The sequence below is a fragment of the Dickeya dadantii NCPPB 898 genome, from assembly GCF_000406145.1.
Classification (GTDB): Bacteria; Pseudomonadota; Gammaproteobacteria; order Enterobacterales; family Enterobacteriaceae; genus Dickeya; species Dickeya dadantii.
On sequence record NZ_CM001976.1, the window covers coordinates 176,166 to 199,259 of the forward strand.

Genomic DNA, 23,094 nt, shown 5'->3' on the forward strand with positions numbered 1-23,094 from the left:
AGGCGCGAAAAACCAACCGCGAACATAAGCAACTGAAAGCAGATGTAAGCGGTTGGTGATCGAAAGAGAGTATCACGGTGAGGGGGAGAGGATGAAGGAAGACGATGTGCGGGAAGCTGAAGTTACAGCGGAATCACCCGTAATTAATACGTATGCCGTAACTCTTGAGATAAAGGCGAGGGTTAGCGAAGGCGCTACTCAGACCCGCAGCGCCAGTACGTTCTTTTTTGTTGGATACACGAAAGAACAAATCATTGATTCATCTAAATGATGATTTAGTTGAGCAATCAGCTCGCGCGATTGATTGGCATTTAGCCGAATCGCAACAATCTGGTCATCAGGAACAGAAAATTCAATCTCAATAAGATTATCAAAGGTATTGCAGCGCACTTTATAGGTGGGAATGACGGTACGTTTCTTTGTCACGTTATTTTCCTTGTGTGGTTGGTTGATTGTTGGCACTTGAAATCTACCACAAAAACCACGCGCCGGGCGTGGTGAAATATCCCGGCATGAATTTAATTAAAATAGATAAATGGCTAATAGTTTCTGCGGGTGGTTAACGAGGGATGCCGCCGCAAAAGAAAGAAAATAGCTTTTCCATAGGCGTCAATTTGCTATTAGCCGGAAGGCCAAGCATAACAGCTGCCCGATGATAGGCGGGGCCACATAGTGAATAGGGGTGTGGGCTATCGGTTTGTTCTATTACATACTTTTTCTGCTTAATGATTTCAATATCACTGGTGTCGAGATCATCAAGGAGAATTCGATATTTTTGTGCCTGCTGTTTCGCACCTCCGGTTATTTCTCCGGGCTTGAGTGTAAAAAGTAGCGCCGAAATGATTGCAATTAAGATGCCGAGCAACAAACCGGAACCGTGTTCAGTTACAACAGCGCTACCGAGGAAAAACTGAATAAGGCAGAGCAGCTTATCGATACGTCGATTAAAAACCTCTGTAATTTTTTCAAGCTGGTAACTATAGGCAAGTTCGAAACGAATATTGTGAATTTGTTGCTCGTTCATATGGACTCCTGGCTATTGGTATCCGCCCTTCTTTGTAGGCTTCGGGGCGGGACGGGGTGGAACGTGAAAATTGTCGGTGTCCTGTTCTGCGGAAGATGCAGTGCTAAGCATGATGACTCGTCCTCTGTAGTTGGTGTTATGCCCGTTCTGGCTGGAACGTGTGGGCGTAGCGAGGATACCACAGCGCACGCGCCGGGCGTGGCTAAAAATCCCGGTACATATTCAATAACGCAAAATGAAAAGCGAGGGTTGTGATGAGTGAACGCGTTTATGAGGTTCGCTATCCGGTTGATGCTGTTCCGTATCAGAAATTTGCGGAATTGATCGGTAAGTCGGAAGCGGCAGTGAAAGGCATGGTTGATAATGGAAAATTGCCGCTTATTCCGTGGGTGAATCCTGAAAACCCTAATCCTCGTCGCGGTGAAAATTGGGTTTATATCCCGGAATTTAACCGTGCTATGCGCGATGCCTTTATGAACAGGCCGAAAGAACAGCGTGACGCATGGTTATTATGGCTGGGGTTATAGGTGAATAATTATGGTTAAAAAGGAATTTGCTGTTATTCGCCTGAGTAAGCACACCAGTATATATCGTGGCTTTTCAGTTGTTGAATATCCAAGAACAATCACAAACTCAATTAAGCGATATCGCGTTAGCAGGGAAGGGCAGTCTTACGGTTTATTTGATGCGCTGGCATTAGCTACCGGTTATATCGACAGCTTACATAACAGCGTATATCAATAGTGCAGCGATAAAGAATAAAAACAACACCAGAGAAACCACGGCCGGGCGTGGCTAAATATCCCGGCACCTATTTGCAACCGTCTATCTGTGGGCGGTTACCAATAGGAGGATCAATGCAAAAACCAATCTCAATTGCGCCTTTCCTCTGGCAGCAACAGACAGAAAGCCGTATCAAACCAGAAATACGCCACGGAGAGGGCAAGCAAGGCATCATTATTCGGCCGGATGGCCGCCGTTGGAACCCGCCGAAAGGGGCGTTTAATCGGTAATCAGGAGGGAGCATGTCTCAATCTGTCGATCATCAGAAATGGATACAGCGTTGCAGGGATATCGTGTTTAAAGGTGAATCCCGCGCTCAGTCATTTTGGGAGCGTGCTGCACTGGAAACGCGTGAGATTATCCTTTTTTCCGCAAAGCCAAAGCTGAAGTCGCGCCATGTCAATTACTCATGGCATCAGTTTACGGCGGAAGAGCGCGCCGCTATTTGGGGGGCAATTAAGCGCATCCGGTCTATTTGCGATGAAACTGCGCTATTTGGCCCGGATGATTTTCTGAAAACCAGTAATCAAAACGGCACACCCAATAAGCCGAGCCAGTCACCTATTCATTAATTAACCCATAACAACGAATAAATGCCCTTTATCGGGCAGGGATTCGTATTACCTGAAAAAAGGAAACCGTAATGAAAAATGCCGAAGTAAAAACTATGACCGTCGCCGCTGATGGCGCACTGGTCGAGCTGCTGAAAAAGGCCCGATTGGAGGAACGCAAAGACCAGCATTTTTCCTTCTCACTGCGCCTTGCTGCGCTTGCTGTCCGCGCTCAACAACGCGACCTCTCTGCCGCCGAAGTGGTGGAACTTATACGCCAGGAATCAGAACGTTTTGAGCACTCCGCTCAGGGGCTGAGCTGATGGACTCAATGGACATAGCTCAAGAGCGCGAAACGTTCATCCGCGAAACGCAAATCCAGAAGGCCCGGCAACAGTCGGGCTATGCCGTTTCTGCATCCGTCTGTGAAAGCTGTGACGCACCGCCCCCCGAAGCCCGCCGCGTGGCCGTTCCGGGTGTGCGTCTGTGCGTGTACTGCCAGGGTGATGCTGAACTGAAAAACAAACACTATCGGGGGGCTTTATGAGCACTATCGCCACACCGCTGAAATGGGTCGGCAGCAAGGCCCGCGTGATGCATATCCTGCGCGAGCATTTACCGGCCGGCGACCGTCTGGTGGAACCGTTCGCCGGGTCTTGTGCGGTCATGATGAATACCGATTACCCGGAATACCTGATCGCCGATATCAATCCCGACCTGATTAACCTGTATCAGGTCATCAAAGAGGATGTGAAGGATTTTATTGATACCGCCGAAGGTCTGTTTCGCACTGCGAATACAGCAGAAAGCTATTACCGCTTCCGGCAGGTATTTAATCGTAGCAAAGAGAATCGCACCACCTCAGCAGCACTGTTTCTTTATCTGAACCGGCACGGTTACCGGGGCGTTTGTCGCTATAACCGCGCCGGTGGGTTTAACGTTCCTTACGGGCATTATGCATCGCCTTATTTTCCACTGGCCGAGATTCAGGCATTTGCCGAAAAAGCCCGCCGTGCAAAATTCATCTGCGCCGCGTTTGGCGAAACGCTGCAACTGATTCACCCCGGCGATGTGGTGTACTGCGATCCGCCATACATCCCGCAAACGCCAACGGCCAGCTTCACCAGTTATCACACCGATGGTTTCACCCACAACGATCAGTATGACCTGTGCAGCGCGTTATCACGCCTGGCCGAGCGCGGGATCCCTGTCATCGCATCAAACAGCGACACTCACCACGCGCACAGCCTTTACCACCGGTTTGATATCTGCCGCTTCACCGCACCGCGTAGCGTCGGCGTTGCGGCTGGGGAAAGCAAACAAGCTGGGGAAATTATTGCTAAGCGTCTGCCGGTGCATGGGCAGCGAGGTGCCGCATAATGAGGGCTATCGATCTCTTCGCTGGATTCGGCGGCTCATCAACCGGCGCGCGTATGGCAGGAGCGCATGTGGTATGGGCTGCTAATCACTGGCCCGCTGCCGTTGAATATCATCGTTTAAACCATCCCGATGCAATCCACGTTTGTCAGGACTTGCATCAGGCTGACTGGAGTTCTGTCCCGGCACATGACCTGATGATGGCTTCCCCTTGCTGCCAGGGGCATAGCCGGGCACGCGGAAAAACAGCGGGTGATCCGCAGCATGATGCGAGTCGCTCGACAGCGTGGGCTGTTGTGTCCGCAGCCGAATATCACAAGCCCTCAGCAGTGATTGTTGAGAATGTGCCTGAATTTCTAAATTGGGCGTTGTATCCAGCATGGGCGGCGGCAATGGCGGCGTTGGGTTATGCGTTATCGCCACATGTTGTTGATTGTGCCGATCTGGGTGTTCCTCAGAATCGCGTCCGATTGTTTCTGATCTGCACTCGCAGTCGCTCCCCACTTTCGCTCGACCTGCCTCGCCTCAGTCACGTCCCTGCCACCACATTCATTGATTTTGATGACGGAAGATGGTCACAGATAAACCGTCCGGGTCGTGCAATATCGACGCTAGCACGCATCGAAAACGGTCGCCGTCAGTTCGGTGAACGATTCATTTTCAGCTACTACGGAAATACAAAATCGGGCCGCTCAATTGACAGGCCGATAGGCACAATTACAACCCGCGATAGATGGGCAGTGGTGGATGGTGATCGTATGCGGATGGTGACAAAGCGCGAGGTATTGGCCGCAATGTCTTTTTCGTCATCGTATATCACGCCAGACAGCCACCGCCTGACAGTCAATATGGCGGGTAATGCTGTACCCCCCGTTGCTATGTGCCGGGTTGTTGAGGCCATAGGGGGTTGTCTGTGAGCATTCTGCAACTCGCGGTGATGGGGGAATATTTCGCCGCAATGAAGGCTGGGATGAAGCCATTTGAATACCGGTTGGACAATGCCTACTGGCGGCGTCGGCTCATTGGTCGGGATTATGAGCAACTGGTGATTACATGGGGCTATCCGGCTCGTTCTGATATGTCACGCCGCCTGATCCTGCCCTGGCTTGGCTATGAAATGCAGACGATCACACATCCGCATTTTGGCGATAAACCGGTAAACGTGTTTGCTATACGGATCGGTGCTGGGGTTTGTGAGTGATTGATTTACATGTCCCTGAACATAACGGCGCGTATCACGCTGTCAGGGAATGGCAGCGTGAGCAGTTTTCCCCCGGCGAGCCTGCCGGGCTGAGTTTCGTTGAGCGCAGCCTGTGGCACCTGAATAAGGTTGATCATTATTGGCGTCAGCAGTACCTGGCCGGAATGCCGGATTATCTGGCGAAGTATTTCGGCCAGCGTTATGAAAAGCTGTTTAAATCTGATGAGCACACCGGCCGCCGCCGGGCCAATACGTTTTTACTCCGTACCCTGGGGAAAAGCGTATTGCCACGCCTGCGCACCGTTACCGAACGATACCAGACGCAACAGCGTGCGGCGGGAGATCTGCCGTTCCCGTTCTGCGATGATCTGGAAAAGATGCCGGTTTATGACCGTGACAACATCCGCGCCTTATCGCAACAGGTTGCCGACTTTATGGCCGCATCGTTACGTGACTACACCGAAAACCGCATCAGAAACACTGGAAATCTGACGGACAGGTATATTACCCTGCTGTCGTTTCGCCACCTTGGCTTGCTGACCTTGCAGGCCGGAACACAACCGCCTTACTGGGCGCAATTCACCAAAGGCCGCCGCCCGTTATCCACCGAGAAAGCCGAATCCGGCCTGTTACGCATGATGTCACCGGAGTGGTGGCGGGCGCGACTAAAACGCCGCCGCGATATCCAGCGGGAGCATATGGCTATCGCGGTCGGCCAGGTGCAAAAGGCGGCGTCACCCTATGTTTCCCGCTCCACGCTGGATGAATGGAAAGAGCAGAAACGGCGTAACCGGGAGTTTTTCAAGGCGTTTGATCTGGAAGATGAAGAGGGTAACCGTGTTTCTCTGGATGACATGGTTAATGCCAGCAACGCCAACCCGGCAATCCGCCGTTGTGAGCTGATGGTGAGAATGCGCGGCTTTGAGGATTTGGCGCAGGAAATGGGCTGCGCCGGAGAGTTTTACACCATCACCGCGCCGTCACGGTATCACGCTGTACACAGTGGCGGCGGGTTCGTTGAGCAGTGGAGCGGTGCCAGCCCACGCGACACACAGAAATACCTGTGCGGTGTGTGGGCGCGTATCCGGGCGGAGCTGTCACGCGAAGAGATTAGCGTGTTCGGCTTCCGTGTCGTCGAACCGCATCACGACGGTACGCCGCACTGGCATTTGTTGTTATTCATGCGCCCGGAGCACATTGAACAGGTGCGTGACATCATGGCGTATCACGCCCGCCGGGAAGACTCCGGCGAGCTGAACAGTGAAAAGGCGCAAAAAGCCCGCTTCCACTATGAACCGATTGACCCGGAAAAAGGCAGTGCTACGGGTTATATCGCCAAGTACATCAGCAAGAATATCGACGGTTACGCACTGGATGGCGAGGCCGACGAGGAAACCGGGGAAAACCTGCGCGACATGGCAAAGGCGGTATCTGCCTGGGCGTCGCGCTGGCGTATCCGGCAATTTCAGCAAATCGGTGGCGCGCCGGTGACGGTTTACCGCGAGTTGCGTCGCCTGGGTGATAAGCAACTGGATAACGCGGCGATGGATGCGGTACTGGCGGCGGCAGATGTAGGCGACTGGGCGGCATACACACAGGCGCAGGGCGGGCCGTTAGTCTCGCGTGATGAGTTGGTGGTGCGCCTGTCTTATGAAGTGACCGAGCGTGCCAATCAGTACGCCGAAGACGTGCAAAAGGTTCAGGGGGTGTACTCGCCATTATTAGGGGAGCGCTCCGCGATCATCACTCGAACGGTGGAATGGAAGATTGTCCCGAAACAGGCCGCCGCGTCAGCGGGGGCCGGGGTTTCTGGCGGCCCCGCCGCCGCTTGGAGTTCTGTCAATAACTGTACGTCGGGCCTACGGCGGCGATTATCGGAACTGTTGCGCTTACGCGGTTTTCCGCCTGATCCGGGGCTGGTCGATGTGCTGATTCGTGGCTGCAATCTGGCAATAAGCGAGGGCAGGGCGCTGAAAATGGTTAACGGTAGGCTGGAGGAAGTAGGCCAGACAGGGGATTGCGAGCTGTGGCCGGGGTGGAATTGGGAGTAATAATTTATTGAATGCTGGTGATATATTTGAATAGTATGATTATTTATTAAAAATATTAATATTATTTTTTAGTAAAAGTTAGCTGACTAAATAAAATGTTTATTTGATTATTACTGGTTAGGCAATCGACTGATTTTGCGAGGACGTATGTAAGTAACTGAAAATATTAATATATTTTTATCTCAGTACTATGACTGGTAAGCAAGGAGCATGGAGTGTTGGGGGTGAGATAGAAGTACAGGGTACTCTTGTGGTTACTAAGTGAATGAGATCTGATGGTTCTTTGTTTTTCCCTTTGATTGTATACGTACCTTAGAACAAAAAAAGATGCGTTTTCGATCTTTTTTCCCTATAGTACGCACGATTTTTATGCCATAAATATAGGTAAGACATTATGGCATTTTGTTCACACACATGTAGTCTGGAGGCTCTCATGAACGATACTAATCATATGAGAAGCATATATAATAAATTCCAAAGCGCTGGTTTCAACCTGTCGTACATCAGGAGCTTATTGCCTGAATGGTGGGATGAGCGATTGGCTGATACCCCTTCGGGGCGTCAGTACGCAAGCCTGCACTTGGCTCGAATGTTTAGTATTTTACCTGAAAGCCTTAAGGATGAGAGCGAAGGGATTTGTTTTAATTTTGGTGGAAATCATAAATTTAAGCATCGGAATAATGTTGCTGATGATGATTTAGATATAGCGACTGCAATTGCTTATACTGCTGCAAAAATTGTTGCATCGAATTTTAAAAAACCATATGACCCGCAGATAGTTCTAGATCCAGAACTAATCAGAAAAGATACGATGGAAAGTAATCCATGGGTTTCACTTGGGAATTTGGTTGAATATTGTCACTCAGTGGGAATTCCTGTTATATATCTTAAGAAATTCCCTCGTGGTGCTAAGAAAATGGCTGGTTTAGCTTTAATGAGTTGCGGAAGACCAGTAATTATATTAACCCAACCTCAAAAGTATGGGTATATGCTTTTTGATTTGGCGCATGAGTTGGGGCATATTGCGAAAGGGCATTTAAATGCTGAAAATGGACAATGTCATGTGGATGAGAAGATTGAGTCAGCCTCAACTAGTGATATTGAAAAAGAAGCTAATGAGTTTGCGTTTCAAGTCCTTTCTGGACAAAAATCTCTTCGCATTGTACCTACAGGACGCTTTTTAAAAGCGCCTCAACTGGCAAATGCGGCAAAAAAATTTGGCAGCGAAAGAGGTGTTGACCCTACCCATATTGCCTTGAATTACGGTTTTGTTATGGGACACTGGGGGGTGGCAGTAAATGCCGTGAAGGCTATTTGTAACGGACACCCCACCGATCAGAACTTCATCAAGGATATGATGAAAAAGGGAATAGATTTAGAAAGCATCAATGAAGATGATCTAAATATTCTGGAAAATCTTATCGGGGAATGATACGTGATTGTTCTTTCTGACAATGATGTCATATTGAAGTTAGCTCAATGTAATCTACTATCACAATTATCTACGATATTAAATGAGCAACCTGATCAAATTTTCATTAACCCAGCAGCTAGGTACCAGCTGCTTCCTGATAATCCAGATAAAGCAATTCGAAAGTGTGGAAGTCAGCAAATATATGAACAGCTGGGGGCTTTCATTGAATCGGTAAATGATGTTCCTGAAATTATGAATCTTTCCCTTTTGGAATTATTGGGTGATGTGCCTAATATAGACGTGGGTGAGCAATTTTTGCTTGCTTCCTGTATTGAGAATCCAGATGCGATATTTATGACGGGTGATCGTAGATGCCTATCTGCAATTATTTCGAATAAAGCCACTCTGGCTACTATTCATCAGCGTCTAATTGATGCCGTCGTTACATTTGAATCATCACTACTATTATGTGTTCATGGCTCAACGGTTGCTCATGTTCATAGTCAGCTGATGGGTAATCCGAAACCGGATGTTGTACTTAGGATGGCCCTTGCTAATTCTGGTAGTGCCATGTGTGAATGTTTATTTTCTTACACTCGTGATTTTTATGAATACCTTGCTTTTAAAGATAGGTTACCAGATAGGGAGTGGGGTCTGCAGTAAATAATAGCAAACTTATAATAAGTCACTTGGTGGTTATAATAAATCAATACATATCTCTAAAATAGCTGCTTTATATCTATACGTTTTGTATGCACAAACCCGCACAATTTTGCACAATTTTTTTGATGCTATTTTTCCCCTTTCCGCCCGGTACGCACGCGTGCTGGGCCGGTTTCTGCACTTGCACAAAAAATGAAGCGAGAGTCGCGCGCAGGTGACGGGGGAACAGCCCCCGCGATGGGGGGTAGGTAGGGTTCCCCTTTGCTGTGCCGAATCCGGCCCATTTCCCGCCCTGCTGCGTGCGTATTTCCCTCCGGGAGATGCGGCGCGTCATCCGGTGAGAGAGCCCGACAGCGCGGCGCTGAGGCGGTTTTATGTGTGTGGGAAATGGTGGTGTTAGCCGTTGATCTGAAAAGAGATTGTTCGCAGATGGCGTGAAAGTTTTTGAATGAAAACCGCCGCGTGAGTGCGGCGGCGGCGGTGGGATATCACTCGGCTTTCAACAGGGCGTAAGGGTTGAAGCGGATCACCTCCATCCCCAGCCAATCATTCACATGCTTAAGCGCTTCCATCACCGGCATCAGTTCGTTGATGGCGAACACCCGCGCGGCTTTCTCCACATCGCCAAAGGAGCCGTTACCCTCCGGCATGGCGCCCATCAGTTGCGGCGGCACGCGGTGCGCCGCGAGGATATCGTCACGCGTCACCGATTTGATATTCAGGAATTCATCTTTGGCCGATATCTGGCTGAAGGGAATAATCTGTACCCCTTTTTCACCGCCGCCCGGCGCGTGTAACAGCAGGTTTTTAAACGCGCCTTTACCGCGCGCTTCCTTCAGCGTTTTCTTCACGTTATCCATGCTTTCGGTATCCACCTGGGATGCGCCGATGTAGATAATGCACCCGGCGTGCGAACCGTTGTCATAGTAGAGCTTGCGGAACATATCGGCAGAGTGCGACAGGCTGGCCGACAGCAGCGCGCCCATGTACTCGGGCATACCGTAGATCTCCTGGTGAATATCCGGGTTGATGACGTGGCACACGCTGTCGGTATCAAACGTGTGTTCATCTTTCCACTGCCGGATAAACCAATAGGTATTCAGATCGCTGCCGCGCCGGGTGTACTTGGCCGGAACGTGGCGCAGGGACAACACGCCGCCCAGCCGGTTGACCCGGCGTTCAAGGTAACCGTTGCCGAAAACAAACCAGTCGAGCACGAAGGCGGAGAACGCCTGACGCGACAATAGCGGGTGCGGGATAAAGCACCCGGTCAGCGCATTGCGTTTGAAGTACAGCGCGGACTGGTGCCATGACGCACTACCAAACGCGCGAGCCAGCCCGTACCAATCCACCGGGGTGTCGTAATAACGGCCATTGTCGGCGCAATACATGTTATCCAGCAGGTCATGGCCATCCCTGACCGGATAGGGGCCGTCAAAGGTAAACGCGCTCAGCCCCGGATCGCTTTTCAGGGCCGCCGCCATATCCGGCTGACTGGCGGTAACCGCCCGGTGTGTGCCGGTTTTATCTTTTCTTTTCATCAGAACTCCATCGCAAAGCCACCGCCGCCCTGCTCCTGGCCGAGTGGTTCATTGATGACGGCCAGCATGGTTGCCCAGGCCAGATCGCCATGATTAGAGCCGCGTGCGCGGTCGGTGTCGTAAGTCATGATGCCGCCCGGCGTCTTGACGCGCCGCACGGCGTTGAACGCATTGATTAGCGCCCGTTCGCTGCGGTCGTATTCCCAGCGGCCGGCACGAATGACCTGAAGCATTTTCAGCACTAGGGCGCGTTTGGATGACACCGACATCAGGAAGCACACCGCCGCCGGGAAGAATTTCTTCACAATCTGGTAGACCGCTTCGCCAATGCCGGTGCCATCAATGGCGATATGCTGCACGTTGTATTTGAAGGTCAGCGCTTCGATCACTTTCGCCTGTTCTTCGAACTCCAGACCGCGTATTTGCTGGGTTTCGATGGTGCGGAACTTGCCGCCTGCCACCAGTGGCGGCACCACCACCGAGATCGCCCCGCTGTCGCCGTTGCCGCTGCTGCCGTTGGCGTCATAACCAATCCAGACGCCGCGATCGGCCATTGGGCGTGACGCGAAGGGCTTCCAGTCCGGCCATTCGTCGTAACCGTCGGCACCGCAGGCGATAAGTGCATTCAGATTGAACGCCGACTCACCATCACGGACGAACTCACACATATACAGGTTGAGAAAATCATCCCCGCTGTTTTCATCCTGAATTTCTTCCAGGTCGGTGTATTCCCAGCCGTGATCGATGACATCCTGTAGCGTCACAATCTGACGCCAGGTTTTGTCCGGGCACAGCAGGCCGCTATTGAGTGCTTTCCATGACACATCAAACGCGACCTTTTGCGCCTTGCTGCGTTTCTCATTCCAGCGTGCGCCCGTCCAGAATGGGTACGCTTCATGGGTTTCACTCGATGGGGTGGAAAAGTAAGTGCGCGTCAGCCCCTTCAGCGTCGCCATAGCGCCCGCCACTTTGCGCAAATTGGTGAAGTTGCTGACCCAAAAAAACTCGTCAAACTTCAGATTCCCGGTATAGGACTGTGCCGTTGCCGCAGACGTGCCGAGGAAATGCAGCTCAGCCCCGTTGCTCAGGACGATTTTGTCACCGCCTTTCAGCTCAACGTCCACCTCCTCCGCTACCTTCTGGATAAAGCCCCGGAACTGGTGCGCCTGCCGACGTGATGCCGACAGAAAAATCTGGTTGCGCTGATAGGGGTATTTCACATCGTCGCGCAGTGCATCAAGCAGCGCTTCACGCGCAAAATACCAGGTGGCACCAATCTGGCGTGACTTCAGGATCATGCGGTTTCGGTGGTGACGTTGCTCATACCAGCCACGTTGATGCCACGAAAGGGAATCCAGTATTTTTTCCCGTAGCGCGGCGATCTGTTCGTCAGTGAAGTGATTTTTAACCTTGCGCTGGCGGGGTTTCTTGCCGCCTGCGGCATTGCCCGGCTGGCCGTCATTCAGCGTTTTCAACTGCCGGGTCAGCGCGTCCATTTCCTTCAGGTCGCCACCGGTTTTAGTCGGCTTCTGGGCCAACTGGCACAACCGCGCATCAATAGAATGCGTCACGCGCTGGATAGGCGGCGTTTCGTCCCATTCGTCGCGCTTTTTCCAGGCATACACCGTGTTTTGATTAATCCCCATCAGGCGCGAAATTTCCGCTGGCGGGTAACCCTGCCAGTAAAGCTGTTTTGCTCGCTGCCGTACAAATGCGTCCTGAATCATGCGCGGTTTCCCCCTTTGCCGGGAAGATTACCCCGCGCGCGATCCGCCTTTCGCTCACTTTCGGCTCTGGCCCTCCGCCGACAACAAAACCGCGTTGAGACAGGGAGTTAGGCTCTGCAATCATGGCGTCACAGACACCACAGGACAGGACTACAGGCATGAGCGGTACAGCCAAACCGACCCGCAAAAAATTCCGGGTTGCCGTCTCCGGTTCCACCGTTGACGGGCGCGAAATCGGACGCGACCACCTCTATGCAATGGCGGAAAGCTACAACCCGCAGGTATACGGCGCCCGCGTTAACGTTGAGCACATTCTTTCGCCCTATCCGGGCAGTGATTTCAGTGCGATGGGCGATGTTGTCGCGCTGAGCGCGGAAGACATTACCGACGGCCCGCTAAAAGGCCGCGCCGCGTTGTATGCGGAAATCGAACCCACCGAGCGGATGAAGCAGCTCACCGGGGAAGGGAAGAAGATTTATTCCAGTATCGAAATCGATCCGCAGTTTGCCGCGACCGGCAGGCCGTATCTGCGTGGTCTGGCGATGACGGATACCCCGGCCAGCCTGGGCACCGAGCGCCTGAAGTTCGCCGCGCAGCAACGGGCGCAGGTGCAGGCATTCAACAATCTGCCCGGTGAGCCGGTCATGTTTACCGAAGCGATGGAGGCGGAGCTGGTCGAACTGTCCGAACAGCGCAGCGACGAGGGTAAGCAGTGGTTTTCCCGCGTGATGGGGATTATCGGCAAAGGCCGCAAGTCAGACGGTGAACAATTTTCCCAGGTACGCGAAGCGGTGGAGAACGTCGCCCAGTCCCATGCTGACCTGCTGGACAATTTCAACGCGCTGAAAAACCAACAGCAGCAGGACAGCCGCACCATCCAGACGCTGACCAGCGAGCTGGCCGCGCTCACGCAGAAGCTGGCGACGCAGGATAACAGCTACAGCCAGCGTCCGCCGGCCAGTGGCGGCAACAGCGGCGCGCAACTGGCTGACTTTTAAGTACCGTTAAGCGAGACAAGCGAACATGGAAAACTCTACCCGTAATCTTTATAACCAATACATTTCCCGTCAGGCGCAGCTTAACGGGGTGCAGCCGAATGACGTGGCGATGACCTTCAGCGTCGAACCGGCTGCCCAGCAGCGCATGGAGCAAGCCGCGCAGGAAAGCGATGAATTCCTGAAACAAATTAACGTGTTTGGCGTGAAAGCCCAGGAAGGCCAGAAGATCCTGATCGGCAGCAAGGGACCGATCGCCAGTACCAACAACAGCAGCGACGGCACGTCCCGCCGTAACCCGACCGACAACCATTCCAAAGAGTCGAACACCTACCACTGCCGCAAGGTGAATTATGACTCAGCGATCAGTTACCCGCAGTTGGATGCCTGGGCGACGCAGCCGAACTTTCAGGCGCTGATCAGTCAGGCGAATGCACAGCAAATCGGCCTCGATCGCATCATGATTGGTTTCAACGGCACCACCTATGCCGAGACGTCCAACCGCAGCGCCAATCCGCTGTTGCAGGATTGCGGTGTCGGCTGGTTGCAAAAAACCCGCAACGATGCGGCGCACCGCATTATCAAAAATGTCACGCTGACCGCCCGCGACGAAGACAACAAGATTATTGCCAAAGGCACCTACGGCAACCTCGACACCGCTGTGTTTGATGCCAAAAACAGCCTGCTGGATCCGTGGCACCGCAAGGCGCCGGATCTGGTGGTGATTATGGCGTCCGACCTGCTGACGTCCAGCAATTTTCCGCGCCTCAATGCGCTGAGCCAGAGCAACCCCAATACCGAGTTACTGGCCGGTCAGTTGATTGTCAGTCAGGAGCGTGTGGGCGGCCTGCCGACCTTTCTGGCACCTTACTTCCCGTCCAACGCGGTGCTGATCACCTCGTTCAAAAACCTGTCGGTTTACTACCAACTGGGGGCACTGCGCCGCAGCATCGCTGAAGAGCCGCAGTACAACCGGATCGCCACCTACCAGTCGTCCAACGACGACTTTGTGGTGGAGGACTACGGCAAGGTGGCCCTGATCGACGGCATTCAGTTTGCGCAGGCAGCAGGCGACGGCCAGTAACAGCCAGGCGGGGTAACACTCCGCCCCAACCGGAGAACACACCATGCTGACACCGGCACAACGACATTTTCAGCGGGTTATGGCCGAGCGCCGGGGCCAGGCGGACACCGAAACGGCGGTGTCACGCACTGCCCATGAGCAAATCCTTCACCGCCTGCGCCTGCATCAGGCCGCGCTGAAACAGGTGCAATCTGATGCGACCAAAGCGGAGATGAAAAAAGCCATGCTGCCGGAATACGACGGCTGGATTGATGGCACGCTGGAAGGCGACAGCGGCCGACAGGATGAGGTGATCGTCACCCTGATGGTGTGGGCGATCGACTGCCAGGATAACGCACTGACACTGAGGCTGGGGCGTTACGTCGTTAAGCATGGCCTGTCTTTGCCTGCCGACAAGTTCCGCCGCGATGCGGTAACGGTACTGGCTGAGGAAGTGAGCAACCCGGTGTTGACGCTGGCAACCACCGATGCCGATGCCGACCTGAGCGGGTATACCGCCGTGCTGGATGAAGTGGCCGCGATTGTGGACGGCAAAGACATGCCGGATGAAGTGCGCGCCAAGCTGTGCAAAGCCCGCGCCTTCTCGCGCCGCGCAGCGGTGGATGCGCAAACCAAAGCCGAGGCACTGAAACTGTTCCGGGAAGCGATGGCCCGCAATCCGAACGCGGGAGTGAAACGGGAGATCGCAACCCTGACGCGGGAGCTGAAAAAGCTCATGCCGGGCAGCAGTAACGAGCCGGAAGACGGCGCGCCCGGCGACGATGAGACGACCACGGAAACACCCGCCGGGGAGACACCGCCTGCGGCTTCAGCCGACGCCGCGCAGCCAGCGGTAAAAAAAGCCGCCGTGCGTAACACCACGGCGCGGAAAACCACACGGACGACGGGCAAAAGCAAAGCCGCCCGTCAGTCTGCCAAACGTTAACGACTTCGGCCCCGTCCGACAGGCGGCGCGCCGGGTGATCTGCCCGTATACGGTCTTTTTGCCCGGCGCCCACCGCCTGACTTTTGGGAGAGTTGAGCATGAGCCTGGTGGCTTCGAAACGTGTTAGTGACGGCGGCGACGTGCCGGAGATTGACGACGGCGCGGCGGCAGTCAGCGCCGGGGAGTTCTGGCCGGTGATCGTCCTGCGCGATCTGCGCCTGGCCGCCCGCATCACCGGCGGTATCACCACCACCCGCCTGATGCACGTCACTACTGAAGCGGTGGTGCATGTGACTGACCAGTTGGCGAGCTGGCAGCAGACACAACAGGCCGCCGGATATGCCGCACTGGCGGACGTCCCGGCCGGACAGGTCAACGGCGAAAGCATCAAGGTGTACCGCTTCAAGCGTGCGGTTTATGCCATCGCCCGCGCCCTGCTGCTGGAGGGATACCGCGATGTGGATACCACGGCCAAAGGCGACAAGGCAACGGACACCTTTGACAGCCAGCGTGACGATTTATGGCGTGATGCGCGCTGGAGCATCGCCGATATACGCGGCGCCCAGCGCCTTTTTGCGGAGTTGTGCTGATGGTAGTCCGGGCGCTTCAGGGCGATACGGTGGACTTGCTCTGTTATCGCCATTACGGCACATCCGCCGGTGTCACCGAGCAGGTGATCGCCGCCAATCCGGGGTTAAGCCGCCAGATGTTTCTGACGGCCGGGCAGGCTATCACGCTGCCTGATATTCCCCGTCAGACAGAACAGGAAACGGTGCAGTTATGGGATTAAACGATCTTCAGCGCCTCAATGATGGGGTGACCTATGGCCTGTCCGTGATGGTGACCGGCATCGGGGTGATGACCGTCAGTGAAAAAGTTGCGCTGGCGGGCCTGGTTATCGGTGTTGTCACCGCGTGGCGCGCCTGGCTGTTCCGGCGTCGTATCGAGCGCGCACAACGACGCCGCAATGAACTGATCGAACAGATTTTACAGCAGTCCGAACGCCGCACGCTGAATGCGTCGGAACGCCGCGCGGTGGCTATTTTGCATCAGGGTGACGTTGACGATGAAAACCGCGATTAAACGCTGTTCGATTGCGCTGATTGTGGCGCTCGGCGTCACGCTGTCCCCCGGCACACTGCGCACGTCGCCGGAAGCACAGCAGAAAACGGCCAGTTGGGAAGACTGTCGCCAGTCGCCTTATTACTGCCCCGCCGGGGTGCTGACGGTTGGCATTGGCTCTACCGGCAACGTGCAAAACCGGGCGTACAGCAATGACGAGATCGCCCGCCGCTGGGTCAACGATATGCAGCGGGCAGAGAACTGCGTCAACGGCAATTTTAACGGCGCTGCCATGCCGCAATCGGCGTTTGACGCCATGACCGACACGGCGTTTAACCTCGGTTGCAGCGGCCTGATGTGGTTTACCAACCGGCAGGGCAGCAAGCAGCGCACCACCATCTGGAAACATGCGCAGGCGCACGAATGGCCCGCGATGTGTGAGCGGCTGACCGATTTTGTCAACAGCGGCGGCCAGCGCTCCACCGGGCTGGTTAACCGCCGCAGCGACTTTAAAGCCTGGTGCCTGCGTGATCTGGCGGGTGTGCCATGAAGCTGACCGTCACCCTTGCCGTGCTGCTGGTGCTGGCCGTCAGCGGCGTGCTCTGGCAAACCTACCAGCGCGGTATCGACCGGGCACATACCGAGGCACTGACAGACAGCGCCCGGCAACAGCGCGAACTGTTAACCGAAGTACGGGCACTGGCCGACGATGCCAGAAACGTGCTGGCGCAGGTGCGCGAGCGTGAGCAACAGCGTTATGCCGAAGGGGAAGAACGCCGTGAAAATCTGCGCGAAGTTATGCAGTCCGATACGTGCGCTAACACTGTGGTGCCTGCTGCTGTCAGCGACAGCCTGCAAAAACGCGCCGCCGTCGCTCAGCGTGCAGATACTGCACGACCCGGCGCCGCCCAGCCTGACGGCGCCGACACCGACGCCCGCACTGAAAACGCCGGTGACCTGGGGCGCGGTCGCGCTCTGGAGTGATCAGCTTTTGGATGCGCTGGACACCTGCAACGCAGACAAGGCCGCCATCAACGATTTATACCTGCGTCGCCTTCAGCGCCTGAAGGACGCGGCCACACCATAGGGGAATGCTCATGCTGAAAACCAACTCGCTACGCACCGCGCTGACGGCATCCAATACCTGGTGCCGGGCCAACCCGGAAGCCTTCACGGTGTTTGTGGAAGAAGGCGGCATTGAAACCACCGGGGAAACGCCGTCGTTTCTGTACCGCTACTCGCTGGTGCTGTTCGTGATGAACTTCACCGGCGATATCGACGATTTCACCTTACCGCTGATGGCCTGGTTGTGGCAGAACCAGCCCGACCTGCTGCTGAACCCGCAAAAGAACCGCGAGGTGAAATTCACCACGCTGATCAATAACGACGACAGCGCCGACATTCTGTTTGAAATTCCGGTGCGTGAGCGGGTTAAGGTCACGCGGGACGATAACGGCATCCTGCGTGCCGAACATTTGCCTGAACCTCGTCCGCGTCTCACCGGCGGGGTATGGGATGCGGTGCTTGACGATGCCACCGGGGAGGCAGCGGCATGACGGATAAATTATTTCACGCGCTGGATAAGGTGTTTGATGACATCCTTTCCGGCCTGTCACCTGCCGGACGGCTGAAAACGGCCCGTCAGGTCGGACAGGCGCTGCGCCGCAGTCAGCAGCAGCGCATCCGGGCGCAGAAAAACCCGGACGGCTCGGCTTATGCGACCCGCCGCCGCAAGGTGCTGCGTTCGCAAAAAGGAATGGTCTTTGTCTGGGAAGGCCAGGTGCGCCACCTGAAGAACTGGCACGGCGGCCGGGGAAAATACGGCCGCACGATCACCGGCTTTGATGAAGACCGCAACGCCATCCGCACGTTTTACCGCAGCGATATTGAGCGTTATATCGAGATCAACACGCAGGCGGTGCGCCGCACGACCAGCAAGACAACCCCGATGTTTCAGCGCCTGCGCGGTTATCGTTTTCTCAAAATGCGGGCCGATACCGACGGTGCCAGCGTAGGATTTGACGGCATCGCCGGTCGTATCGCCCGCGTGCATCAGTACGGCGAGCGTGACAAGGTCGGGTCGGGCGCCTTTGCCCGCTACCCGGTGCGTGAACTGCTGGGGATCTCCCTGGCTGATGAGCGTCTGATCCAGGACGCGGTGATCAACAGTCTGGGGAGTGCCGCCACATGAGCGCTGAACTGATGCGATTACTGGAAAACCTGTTGCGCGTCGGCGTCGTCACGGCGGTTGACCCGGCAACCTGGCGGGTACGTGTTAAGAGCGGTGAATTGCTCACCGACTGGCTACGCTGGAACACCACGCGCGCCGGGGCGTTTAACGTCTGGTTCCCGCCTGCCGTCGGAGAACAGGTGTTGCTGGGTTGCCTTGGCGGTAATCCGGAAACCGCCGTGATTATCGGTAGCCTGTTCAGTGAAGCCCACCCGGCACCCGGCAACAGCCTGAAGGAAATTGTGATCACCGCGCCGGACGGTGCCCGGTTTCGGTATGACGCCGTAGCGGGTTCGCTGGAAGCAACCGGCATGAAAACCGTCAACGTGGTGGCCTCGGTCAGCGTCACACTGAATACGCCGGTGGTGGAATGCACTCAGCACCTGAAGGCCCGCACCGTGGAGATCACCCACGGCGGCACCCTGGCCGGTAATGTGGCACATTCTGGCGGCGCGATGACCTCTAACGGCGTCCAGGTGGATAACCATCGCCACGGCGGCATTCAGCCCGGCGGTAGCTGGACGAGTGGTACACAATGACCGCGACCTATACCGGCATGAATCCGTATGGCACCGGCACCCTGACCGATGCCGATCAGCTCTGGCAGTCGGTGCGTGACATTCTGACTACGCCGCTGGCCTCGCGGGTGATGCGCCGGGATTACGGCAGCCTGATCCCCGACTTGCTGGATGCGCCGCAGAATGCCGTTACGCGGCTTCAGTTGATGAGTGCGGCCGTTATCGCCCTGACGCGCTGGGAGCCGCGTATCTCGCTGAATGCCGTCGATATTCGTTATTCAGCATCGGGAGCGGTAGACGTGGCGTTATCGGGGTTGATTACCGAAACGATGCAGGCGGCCAACGCTGCCATCACGCTCAGGGGTGACAGTGATGGCAACGGTTGATTTATCGCAGTTACCCCAGCCGCAGATCATTGAAGTGCTGGACTTCGAAGTCATCCTTCAGGACGTGAAAGCGGTGATGATTGCCGCCTTTCCGGCCGCTCAGCAGGCGTCCGTGACCGCCGCGCTAGCGCTGGAGTCCGAGCCACTCACCGCGATCGCGCAGGTGATCGCCTACCGGGAAATGATGTTACGCCAGCGGATTAACGAAGGCGCGGAAGCCTGCCTGCTCAGCTACGCCGTGTCATCCGATCTGGATAATCTGGCCGCCAACCTGAACACCAAACGATTGACTATCACCGAAGCGACCGACACCGCCGATGCCGTGATGGAAAGCGACAGCGCGCTACGCTTGCGGGCGCAGGCGGCTTTTGAGGGACTGAGCGTGGCCGGGCCGACCGGCGCGTATGAGTATTTTGCCAAAAGTGCCAGCGGCAAGGCAGCGGATGCCAAAGCGATCAGCCCGTCCCCGGCGGTAGTGGTGGTGTCGGTGTTATCCACCGAGGGAGACGGCAGCGCCTCGGCTGACCTGCTGGCGGCGGTCGATGCCGCGCTGTCTGCCGATGATAAACGCCCGGTTGGCGACCGCCTGACGGTACAAAGCGCCGAGATAGTGCGTTATGCCATTACGGCGGTGTTGTACCGCTATCCGGGGCCGGAATCGGAGCCGATCCAGCAGGCCGCACAGCAGGCATTAACATCATGGCTCAGCGCACAGGGGCGCATCGGGCGCGATGTGGCTCGCTCGGCCATTATGGCGGCGCTGCATGTGCAAGGGGTGCAACGCGTTGAACTGCTGGAACCGGCGCAAGACATCGTGATCAGCGACACGCAGGCGGCGTACTGCACCGGGTTCACGATCACCGAGGGCGGCAGCGATGAGTAACAGCCTGCTGCCCCCGTCAGCCAGCGACTTTATGCGCAACGTCGCCAGCTCCACCCAGCTCCTGAGTGGGATAGCGGTCGATCTGGATACGTTATGGGACGCTGAGCGCTGCCCCGTCGGGTTATTGCCGTACCTTGCCTGGGCGCTGTCGGTTGACCGCTGGGATAAGCGCTGGTCAGAACAGACCAAACGCCAGGTGATCAAGGCGGCCTGGCTGGTACACCGTCAGAAGGGCACTATCGCGGCATTGCGCCGGGTGGTGGAGCCGTTCGGCTATCTGATTCGCATTACCGAGTGGTGGCAGACTGGCGGCACGCCCGGCACCTTCCGGCTGGATATCGGCGTGCAGGATGCTGGCATCACCGAAGAAACCTATCTGGAGCTTGAGCGGCTGATCGCTGACGCCAAACCGGTAAGTCGCCACTTGCTGGGGCTAAATATCGTCATGGACTGCGCGGGTAATATCCCGCTGGCCGCCGGGCAATACAGCGGCGATGCGCTGACCGTTTACCCCTATTTTCCCGAAACGATTACCACCGGCGGTGCGGATATACACGCAGCGGCGATACATCTGTCTGACAATGTGAGCGTGAACGCATGACAACAAAATATTTTGCCTTGCTGACAAATACCGGCGCGGCGCTGCTGGCGAACGCTACTGCGCTGGGGCGGCAACTGTCGATTACACAAATGGCGCTGGGCGATGGCGGCGGCACACTGCCGACCCCAGACTCGGCACAAACGAAACTGGTGAACGAACGGCGCCGGGCGCCGCTCAATTCCCTGGGCGTTGACCCGGCGAACCCGAGTCAGATTATTGCCGAACAGGTGATCCCAGAGGACGAGGGCGGCTGGTGGATACGTGAAATCGGTCTGTATGATGCGGCGGGTAACCTGATTGCCGTCGCCAACTGCCCGGAAACCTACAAGCCGCAATTACAGGAAGGCTCTGGCCGGGTGCAGACGGTGCGCATGATTTTGATTGTCAGTAGTACCGAAGCGGTAACGCTGAAAATCGATCCGTCGGTAGTGCTGGCGACGCGTGCATATACCGACGGTAAGGCCACCGAAGCGAAAACCTACACCGATGTTCAGACGAACAACGCCAAAATTGAAGTGAAAGCTTACGCCGATAACCTGCTGGATCAGCTCGCGACGACGATGACGGCAACGCTGACCGAAAAAATGGATAAAACGCAGAACGGCGCGGATATTGCCGACGTGGCAAAATTTCTGGAAAACATCGGCCTGACAGCGCCACGGTTTAGCGGTGTGGTTGGCACAACCCGTAACGCCAAAATGAGCATTACAACGGCATCCGCGACAGCGACCTTTACCGCAGATGAAATCATTGTGGCCGAGTCGCTGGGCGGGCGGCAATATCGCCTCAGTTTGTTTAACGCCAGCGTCAATCTGGCAATGACCGGCGCTGGCGGTATGGACACAGGAGCGGCACCGGCGGCGGGCTTTGTGGCGCTTTACGCCATCTACAACCCAACCAGCAAGGCACCGGCACTGCTGGCAGTGAATACCACCAGCGCGGTATCACCTGAAATTTACACTGGCGGCAACATGCCGGCCGGCTATAGCGCATCAGCACTGGTCAGTGTCTGGCGAGTATCATCATCACGATTTGTGGTGGGCTATCAGTCAGGGCGCCATATCAATATTATGCGCAGCGCCGCGCTCAGCAGCACAACGCAGCATGCTGACTTGATCCCCCTCTCTCTGGCCGGGTTGGTGCCGCCAAATGCCCATTCGGTGAATGGCGACGGCTACACGACAACGAGCGATGGCTCGACGGTAGCCGTGAATTTCGCGATCGCATCATCGGCAACAGGTATTAACCGGTATTCGGCGACGCAATTTGGTTCACTGTCGATGCCTTTTTCATCCGTCGCCATTATTGACGCCCAAACGGTTTATTACACCGCAACCATCGTTTCCGGGGCGTTGACGATGGCCATAAACGTGAGTGGGTACGAGATATGATTTACGTTCAATTTTCTGATTCATCGCAAACTGACGTTGTTGCTGTATTCAGTTGCCCGCAGGATGAAGCGGCTTACCAACATCAGGGGCAGGTACCAGACAATGACGCACGCTATCTGACATTTATCTCTAAGCTGGAGCAGGTCGAGTAACAGATAACACGGCCCTGTCGGGCCGTTAAAACAGCCCTTTCACCGTATCGATAGCGCCCGTCGCTGCATCCTTAACACTCTTCATCGCGTTGGTTGCCGCACTGCGCGCAGTGTCCATCAGGTCGCTAAAGGATGATGATTGCAGCTTCTCCCGCAGGTCTTCATCACAGCGCTGAAAGCTCAGCGAAAACTCAATCTTCTTTGCCTTCCCGTAGCGATTCAGTTCTGTGCGCGTGGTCTGCATACCTGTCAACACGTACATGCCGTAAATCTGCCCGGTGCCGTCAATCAACGGCCAGGGGCGGCCGCTGTAGGCTTGCGTGGTTAGCGCGGTTAACGACACTTCACCACCGGTAATTTCAGGGTACAGCACGCCGCTCAGCGTGATCTGATCTTCCCCGGCGCCAATGTATTGCCATTTTGCGGAACGGTTAATCCGCTCATTCTTTACATGCCGCCAGGCACGCGACTGCTGAAGCTGTTGATAAGGCAAGGTACGCAGCTCAAACACAAACAGCCCATACACCATCATCAT

General features: G+C 55.4%; 34 protein-coding genes. 29 read left to right on the top strand and 5 right to left on the bottom strand.

All coding sequences use genetic code 11. The features are described from left to right. Positions 1-198: 198 nt before the first annotated feature. Together DDA898_RS22965 and DDA898_RS01205 are read right to left on the bottom strand one after the other, a co-directional pair. A complete protein-coding gene (locus DDA898_RS22965) occupies positions 199-426 on the bottom strand; it encodes a hypothetical protein (RefSeq protein ID WP_107768417.1) in 228 nt (75 codons plus the stop codon). A gap of 133 nt (positions 427-559) precedes the next feature. After that, positions 560-1,024: a hypothetical protein gene (locus tag DDA898_RS01205; protein WP_038909942.1), complete on the bottom strand. Its 465-nt coding sequence runs from the start codon at positions 1,022-1,024 to the stop codon at positions 560-562. A gap of 254 nt (positions 1,025-1,278) precedes the next feature. On the opposite strand from DDA898_RS01205, the gene DDA898_RS01210 reads away from it, so the two are divergent. The 12 genes from DDA898_RS01210 to DDA898_RS21855 all read left to right on the top strand — a co-directional run bounded on the left by DDA898_RS01210 (position 1,279) and on the right by DDA898_RS21855 (position 9,064). Further along, entirely contained in the window at positions 1,279-1,551 is a 273-nt protein-coding gene (locus DDA898_RS01210; RefSeq protein WP_015855490.1) for a Cox family DNA-binding protein, read from the top strand. 10 nt (positions 1,552-1,561) lie between these two features. After that, a complete protein-coding gene (locus DDA898_RS21845; RefSeq protein ID WP_071604484.1) occupies positions 1,562-1,768 on the top strand; it encodes a hypothetical protein in 207 nt (68 codons plus the stop codon). Positions 1,769-1,881: 113 nt separating this feature from the next. Beyond that, complete coding sequence (locus DDA898_RS23420) at positions 1,882-2,037, top strand: hypothetical protein (protein ID WP_015855488.1); 156 nt, start codon at positions 1,882-1,884, stop codon at positions 2,035-2,037. A gap of 12 nt (positions 2,038-2,049) precedes the next feature. Continuing rightward, positions 2,050-2,379 carry a hypothetical protein gene (locus DDA898_RS01215; protein ID WP_038909944.1) on the top strand — a complete coding sequence of 110 codons (330 nt, stop codon included), beginning with the start codon at positions 2,050-2,052 and terminating at the stop codon, positions 2,377-2,379. A 71-nt stretch (positions 2,380-2,450) separates the two neighbouring features. Beyond that, entirely contained in the window at positions 2,451-2,681 is a 231-nt protein-coding gene (locus tag DDA898_RS01220; RefSeq protein WP_038909945.1) for a DUF2732 family protein, read from the top strand. Beyond that, positions 2,681-2,905, top strand: coding sequence for a TraR/DksA family transcriptional regulator (locus DDA898_RS01225; RefSeq protein WP_038909946.1), 225 nt, complete (start codon positions 2,681-2,683; stop codon positions 2,903-2,905). The genes DDA898_RS01220 and DDA898_RS01225 overlap by 1 nt, the downstream gene beginning before the upstream one ends. Next, the gene (locus tag DDA898_RS01230) at positions 2,902-3,738 is read left to right on the top strand and encodes a DNA adenine methylase (protein WP_050570150.1); all 837 of its coding nucleotides are present in this window, start codon (positions 2,902-2,904) and stop codon (positions 3,736-3,738) included. Before DDA898_RS01225 ends, DDA898_RS01230 begins: the two co-directional genes overlap by 4 nt. After that, complete coding sequence (locus DDA898_RS21850) at positions 3,738-4,652, top strand: DNA cytosine methyltransferase (RefSeq protein ID WP_071604485.1); 915 nt, start codon at positions 3,738-3,740, stop codon at positions 4,650-4,652. The genes DDA898_RS01230 and DDA898_RS21850 overlap by 1 nt, the downstream gene beginning before the upstream one ends. Continuing rightward, entirely contained in the window at positions 4,649-4,936 is a 288-nt protein-coding gene (locus DDA898_RS01235; protein WP_038909947.1) for a hypothetical protein, read from the top strand. Before DDA898_RS21850 ends, DDA898_RS01235 begins: the two co-directional genes overlap by 4 nt. Next, on the top strand, positions 4,933-6,987 hold the full coding sequence (locus DDA898_RS01240) for a replication endonuclease (RefSeq protein WP_038909949.1): 2,055 nt from the start codon (positions 4,933-4,935) through the stop codon (positions 6,985-6,987). Before DDA898_RS01235 ends, DDA898_RS01240 begins: the two co-directional genes overlap by 4 nt. Before the next feature lie 433 nt (positions 6,988-7,420). Further along, positions 7,421-8,419 (top strand): ImmA/IrrE family metallo-endopeptidase, encoded by a 999-nt coding sequence (locus DDA898_RS01245; RefSeq protein WP_038909951.1) that lies wholly within the window; start codon positions 7,421-7,423, stop codon positions 8,417-8,419. 3 nt (positions 8,420-8,422) lie between these two features. Then, a complete protein-coding gene (locus tag DDA898_RS21855) occupies positions 8,423-9,064 on the top strand; it encodes a hypothetical protein (RefSeq protein ID WP_071604486.1) in 642 nt (213 codons plus the stop codon). A gap of 488 nt (positions 9,065-9,552) precedes the next feature. Here DDA898_RS21855 and DDA898_RS01250 read toward each other — a convergent pair whose 3' ends face one another. Together DDA898_RS01250 and DDA898_RS01255 are read right to left on the bottom strand one after the other, a co-directional pair. Further along, positions 9,553-10,605 carry a phage portal protein gene (locus tag DDA898_RS01250; RefSeq protein ID WP_038909952.1) on the bottom strand — a complete coding sequence of 351 codons (1,053 nt, stop codon included), beginning with the start codon at positions 10,603-10,605 and terminating at the stop codon, positions 9,553-9,555. Continuing rightward, positions 10,605-12,332 carry a terminase large subunit domain-containing protein gene (locus DDA898_RS01255; protein ID WP_038909953.1) on the bottom strand — a complete coding sequence of 576 codons (1,728 nt, stop codon included), beginning with the start codon at positions 12,330-12,332 and terminating at the stop codon, positions 10,605-10,607. Before DDA898_RS01255 ends, DDA898_RS01250 begins: the two co-directional genes overlap by 1 nt. Positions 12,333-12,490: 158 nt before the next feature. Here DDA898_RS01255 and DDA898_RS01260 point away from each other — a divergent pair, with 158 nt between their 5' ends. The 17 genes from DDA898_RS01260 (at position 12,491) to DDA898_RS23330 (ending at position 22,559) form a co-directional block, all read left to right on the top strand. Continuing rightward, positions 12,491-13,330, top strand: a complete 840-nt coding sequence (locus tag DDA898_RS01260) for a GPO family capsid scaffolding protein (protein ID WP_038909954.1) — start codon at positions 12,491-12,493, stop codon at positions 13,328-13,330. Positions 13,331-13,355: 25 nt separating this feature from the next. Beyond that, a complete protein-coding gene (locus DDA898_RS01265) occupies positions 13,356-14,411 on the top strand; it encodes a phage major capsid protein, P2 family (RefSeq protein WP_038909955.1) in 1,056 nt (351 codons plus the stop codon). Between the two features lie 43 nt (positions 14,412-14,454). After that, entirely contained in the window at positions 14,455-15,336 is an 882-nt protein-coding gene (gene gpM, locus DDA898_RS01270; protein ID WP_038909956.1) for a phage terminase small subunit, read from the top strand. Positions 15,337-15,434: 98 nt separating this feature from the next. Further along, a complete protein-coding gene (locus tag DDA898_RS01275; RefSeq protein ID WP_038909957.1) occupies positions 15,435-15,926 on the top strand; it encodes a head completion/stabilization protein in 492 nt (163 codons plus the stop codon). Beyond that, positions 15,926-16,126 (top strand): tail protein X, encoded by a 201-nt coding sequence (locus tag DDA898_RS01280; RefSeq protein ID WP_019843877.1) that lies wholly within the window; start codon positions 15,926-15,928, stop codon positions 16,124-16,126. Before DDA898_RS01275 ends, DDA898_RS01280 begins: the two co-directional genes overlap by 1 nt. Then, positions 16,117-16,419 carry an HP1 family phage holin gene (locus DDA898_RS01285; protein WP_038909960.1) on the top strand — a complete coding sequence of 101 codons (303 nt, stop codon included), beginning with the start codon at positions 16,117-16,119 and terminating at the stop codon, positions 16,417-16,419. The genes DDA898_RS01280 and DDA898_RS01285 overlap by 10 nt, the downstream gene beginning before the upstream one ends. Next, on the top strand, positions 16,403-16,948 hold the full coding sequence (locus tag DDA898_RS01290) for a lysozyme (protein WP_038909962.1): 546 nt from the start codon (positions 16,403-16,405) through the stop codon (positions 16,946-16,948). Before DDA898_RS01285 ends, DDA898_RS01290 begins: the two co-directional genes overlap by 17 nt. Next, positions 16,945-17,382 carry a DUF2570 family protein gene (locus tag DDA898_RS01295; RefSeq protein WP_038909964.1) on the top strand — a complete coding sequence of 146 codons (438 nt, stop codon included), beginning with the start codon at positions 16,945-16,947 and terminating at the stop codon, positions 17,380-17,382. Before DDA898_RS01290 ends, DDA898_RS01295 begins: the two co-directional genes overlap by 4 nt. After that, entirely contained in the window at positions 17,288-17,485 is a 198-nt protein-coding gene (gene lysC / locus DDA898_RS23935) for an Rz1-like lysis system protein LysC (protein WP_081639282.1), read from the top strand. The genes DDA898_RS01295 and lysC overlap by 95 nt, the downstream gene beginning before the upstream one ends. A gap of 10 nt (positions 17,486-17,495) precedes the next feature. Beyond that, positions 17,496-17,954 (top strand): phage tail protein, encoded by a 459-nt coding sequence (locus DDA898_RS01300; protein ID WP_038912376.1) that lies wholly within the window; start codon positions 17,496-17,498, stop codon positions 17,952-17,954. After that, positions 17,951-18,589 carry a phage virion morphogenesis protein gene (locus DDA898_RS01305; RefSeq protein ID WP_038909966.1) on the top strand — a complete coding sequence of 213 codons (639 nt, stop codon included), beginning with the start codon at positions 17,951-17,953 and terminating at the stop codon, positions 18,587-18,589. The genes DDA898_RS01300 and DDA898_RS01305 overlap by 4 nt, the downstream gene beginning before the upstream one ends. Further along, positions 18,586-19,167, top strand: coding sequence for a phage baseplate assembly protein V (locus DDA898_RS01310; RefSeq protein ID WP_038909967.1), 582 nt, complete (start codon positions 18,586-18,588; stop codon positions 19,165-19,167). The genes DDA898_RS01305 and DDA898_RS01310 overlap by 4 nt, the downstream gene beginning before the upstream one ends. Further along, the gene (locus tag DDA898_RS01315; RefSeq protein ID WP_038909969.1) at positions 19,164-19,532 is read left to right on the top strand and encodes a GPW/gp25 family protein; all 369 of its coding nucleotides are present in this window, start codon (positions 19,164-19,166) and stop codon (positions 19,530-19,532) included. The genes DDA898_RS01310 and DDA898_RS01315 overlap by 4 nt, the downstream gene beginning before the upstream one ends. Further along, a complete protein-coding gene (locus tag DDA898_RS01320; RefSeq protein WP_038909970.1) occupies positions 19,519-20,415 on the top strand; it encodes a baseplate assembly protein in 897 nt (298 codons plus the stop codon). Before DDA898_RS01315 ends, DDA898_RS01320 begins: the two co-directional genes overlap by 14 nt. Then, positions 20,408-21,016, top strand: coding sequence for a phage tail protein I (locus DDA898_RS01325; RefSeq protein WP_038909971.1), 609 nt, complete (start codon positions 20,408-20,410; stop codon positions 21,014-21,016). Before DDA898_RS01320 ends, DDA898_RS01325 begins: the two co-directional genes overlap by 8 nt. Then, positions 21,013-22,407, top strand: coding sequence for a phage tail protein (locus DDA898_RS21670; RefSeq protein WP_050570152.1), 1,395 nt, complete (start codon positions 21,013-21,015; stop codon positions 22,405-22,407). Before DDA898_RS01325 ends, DDA898_RS21670 begins: the two co-directional genes overlap by 4 nt. Continuing rightward, on the top strand, positions 22,404-22,559 hold the full coding sequence (locus DDA898_RS23330; RefSeq protein ID WP_159077871.1) for a hypothetical protein: 156 nt from the start codon (positions 22,404-22,406) through the stop codon (positions 22,557-22,559). Before DDA898_RS21670 ends, DDA898_RS23330 begins: the two co-directional genes overlap by 4 nt. A 25-nt stretch (positions 22,560-22,584) precedes the next feature. On the opposite strand, the gene DDA898_RS01335 is transcribed toward DDA898_RS23330, so the two are convergent. After that, positions 22,585-23,094 carry a phage tail protein gene (locus tag DDA898_RS01335; RefSeq protein ID WP_038909972.1) on the bottom strand — a complete coding sequence of 170 codons (510 nt, stop codon included), beginning with the start codon at positions 23,092-23,094 and terminating at the stop codon, positions 22,585-22,587.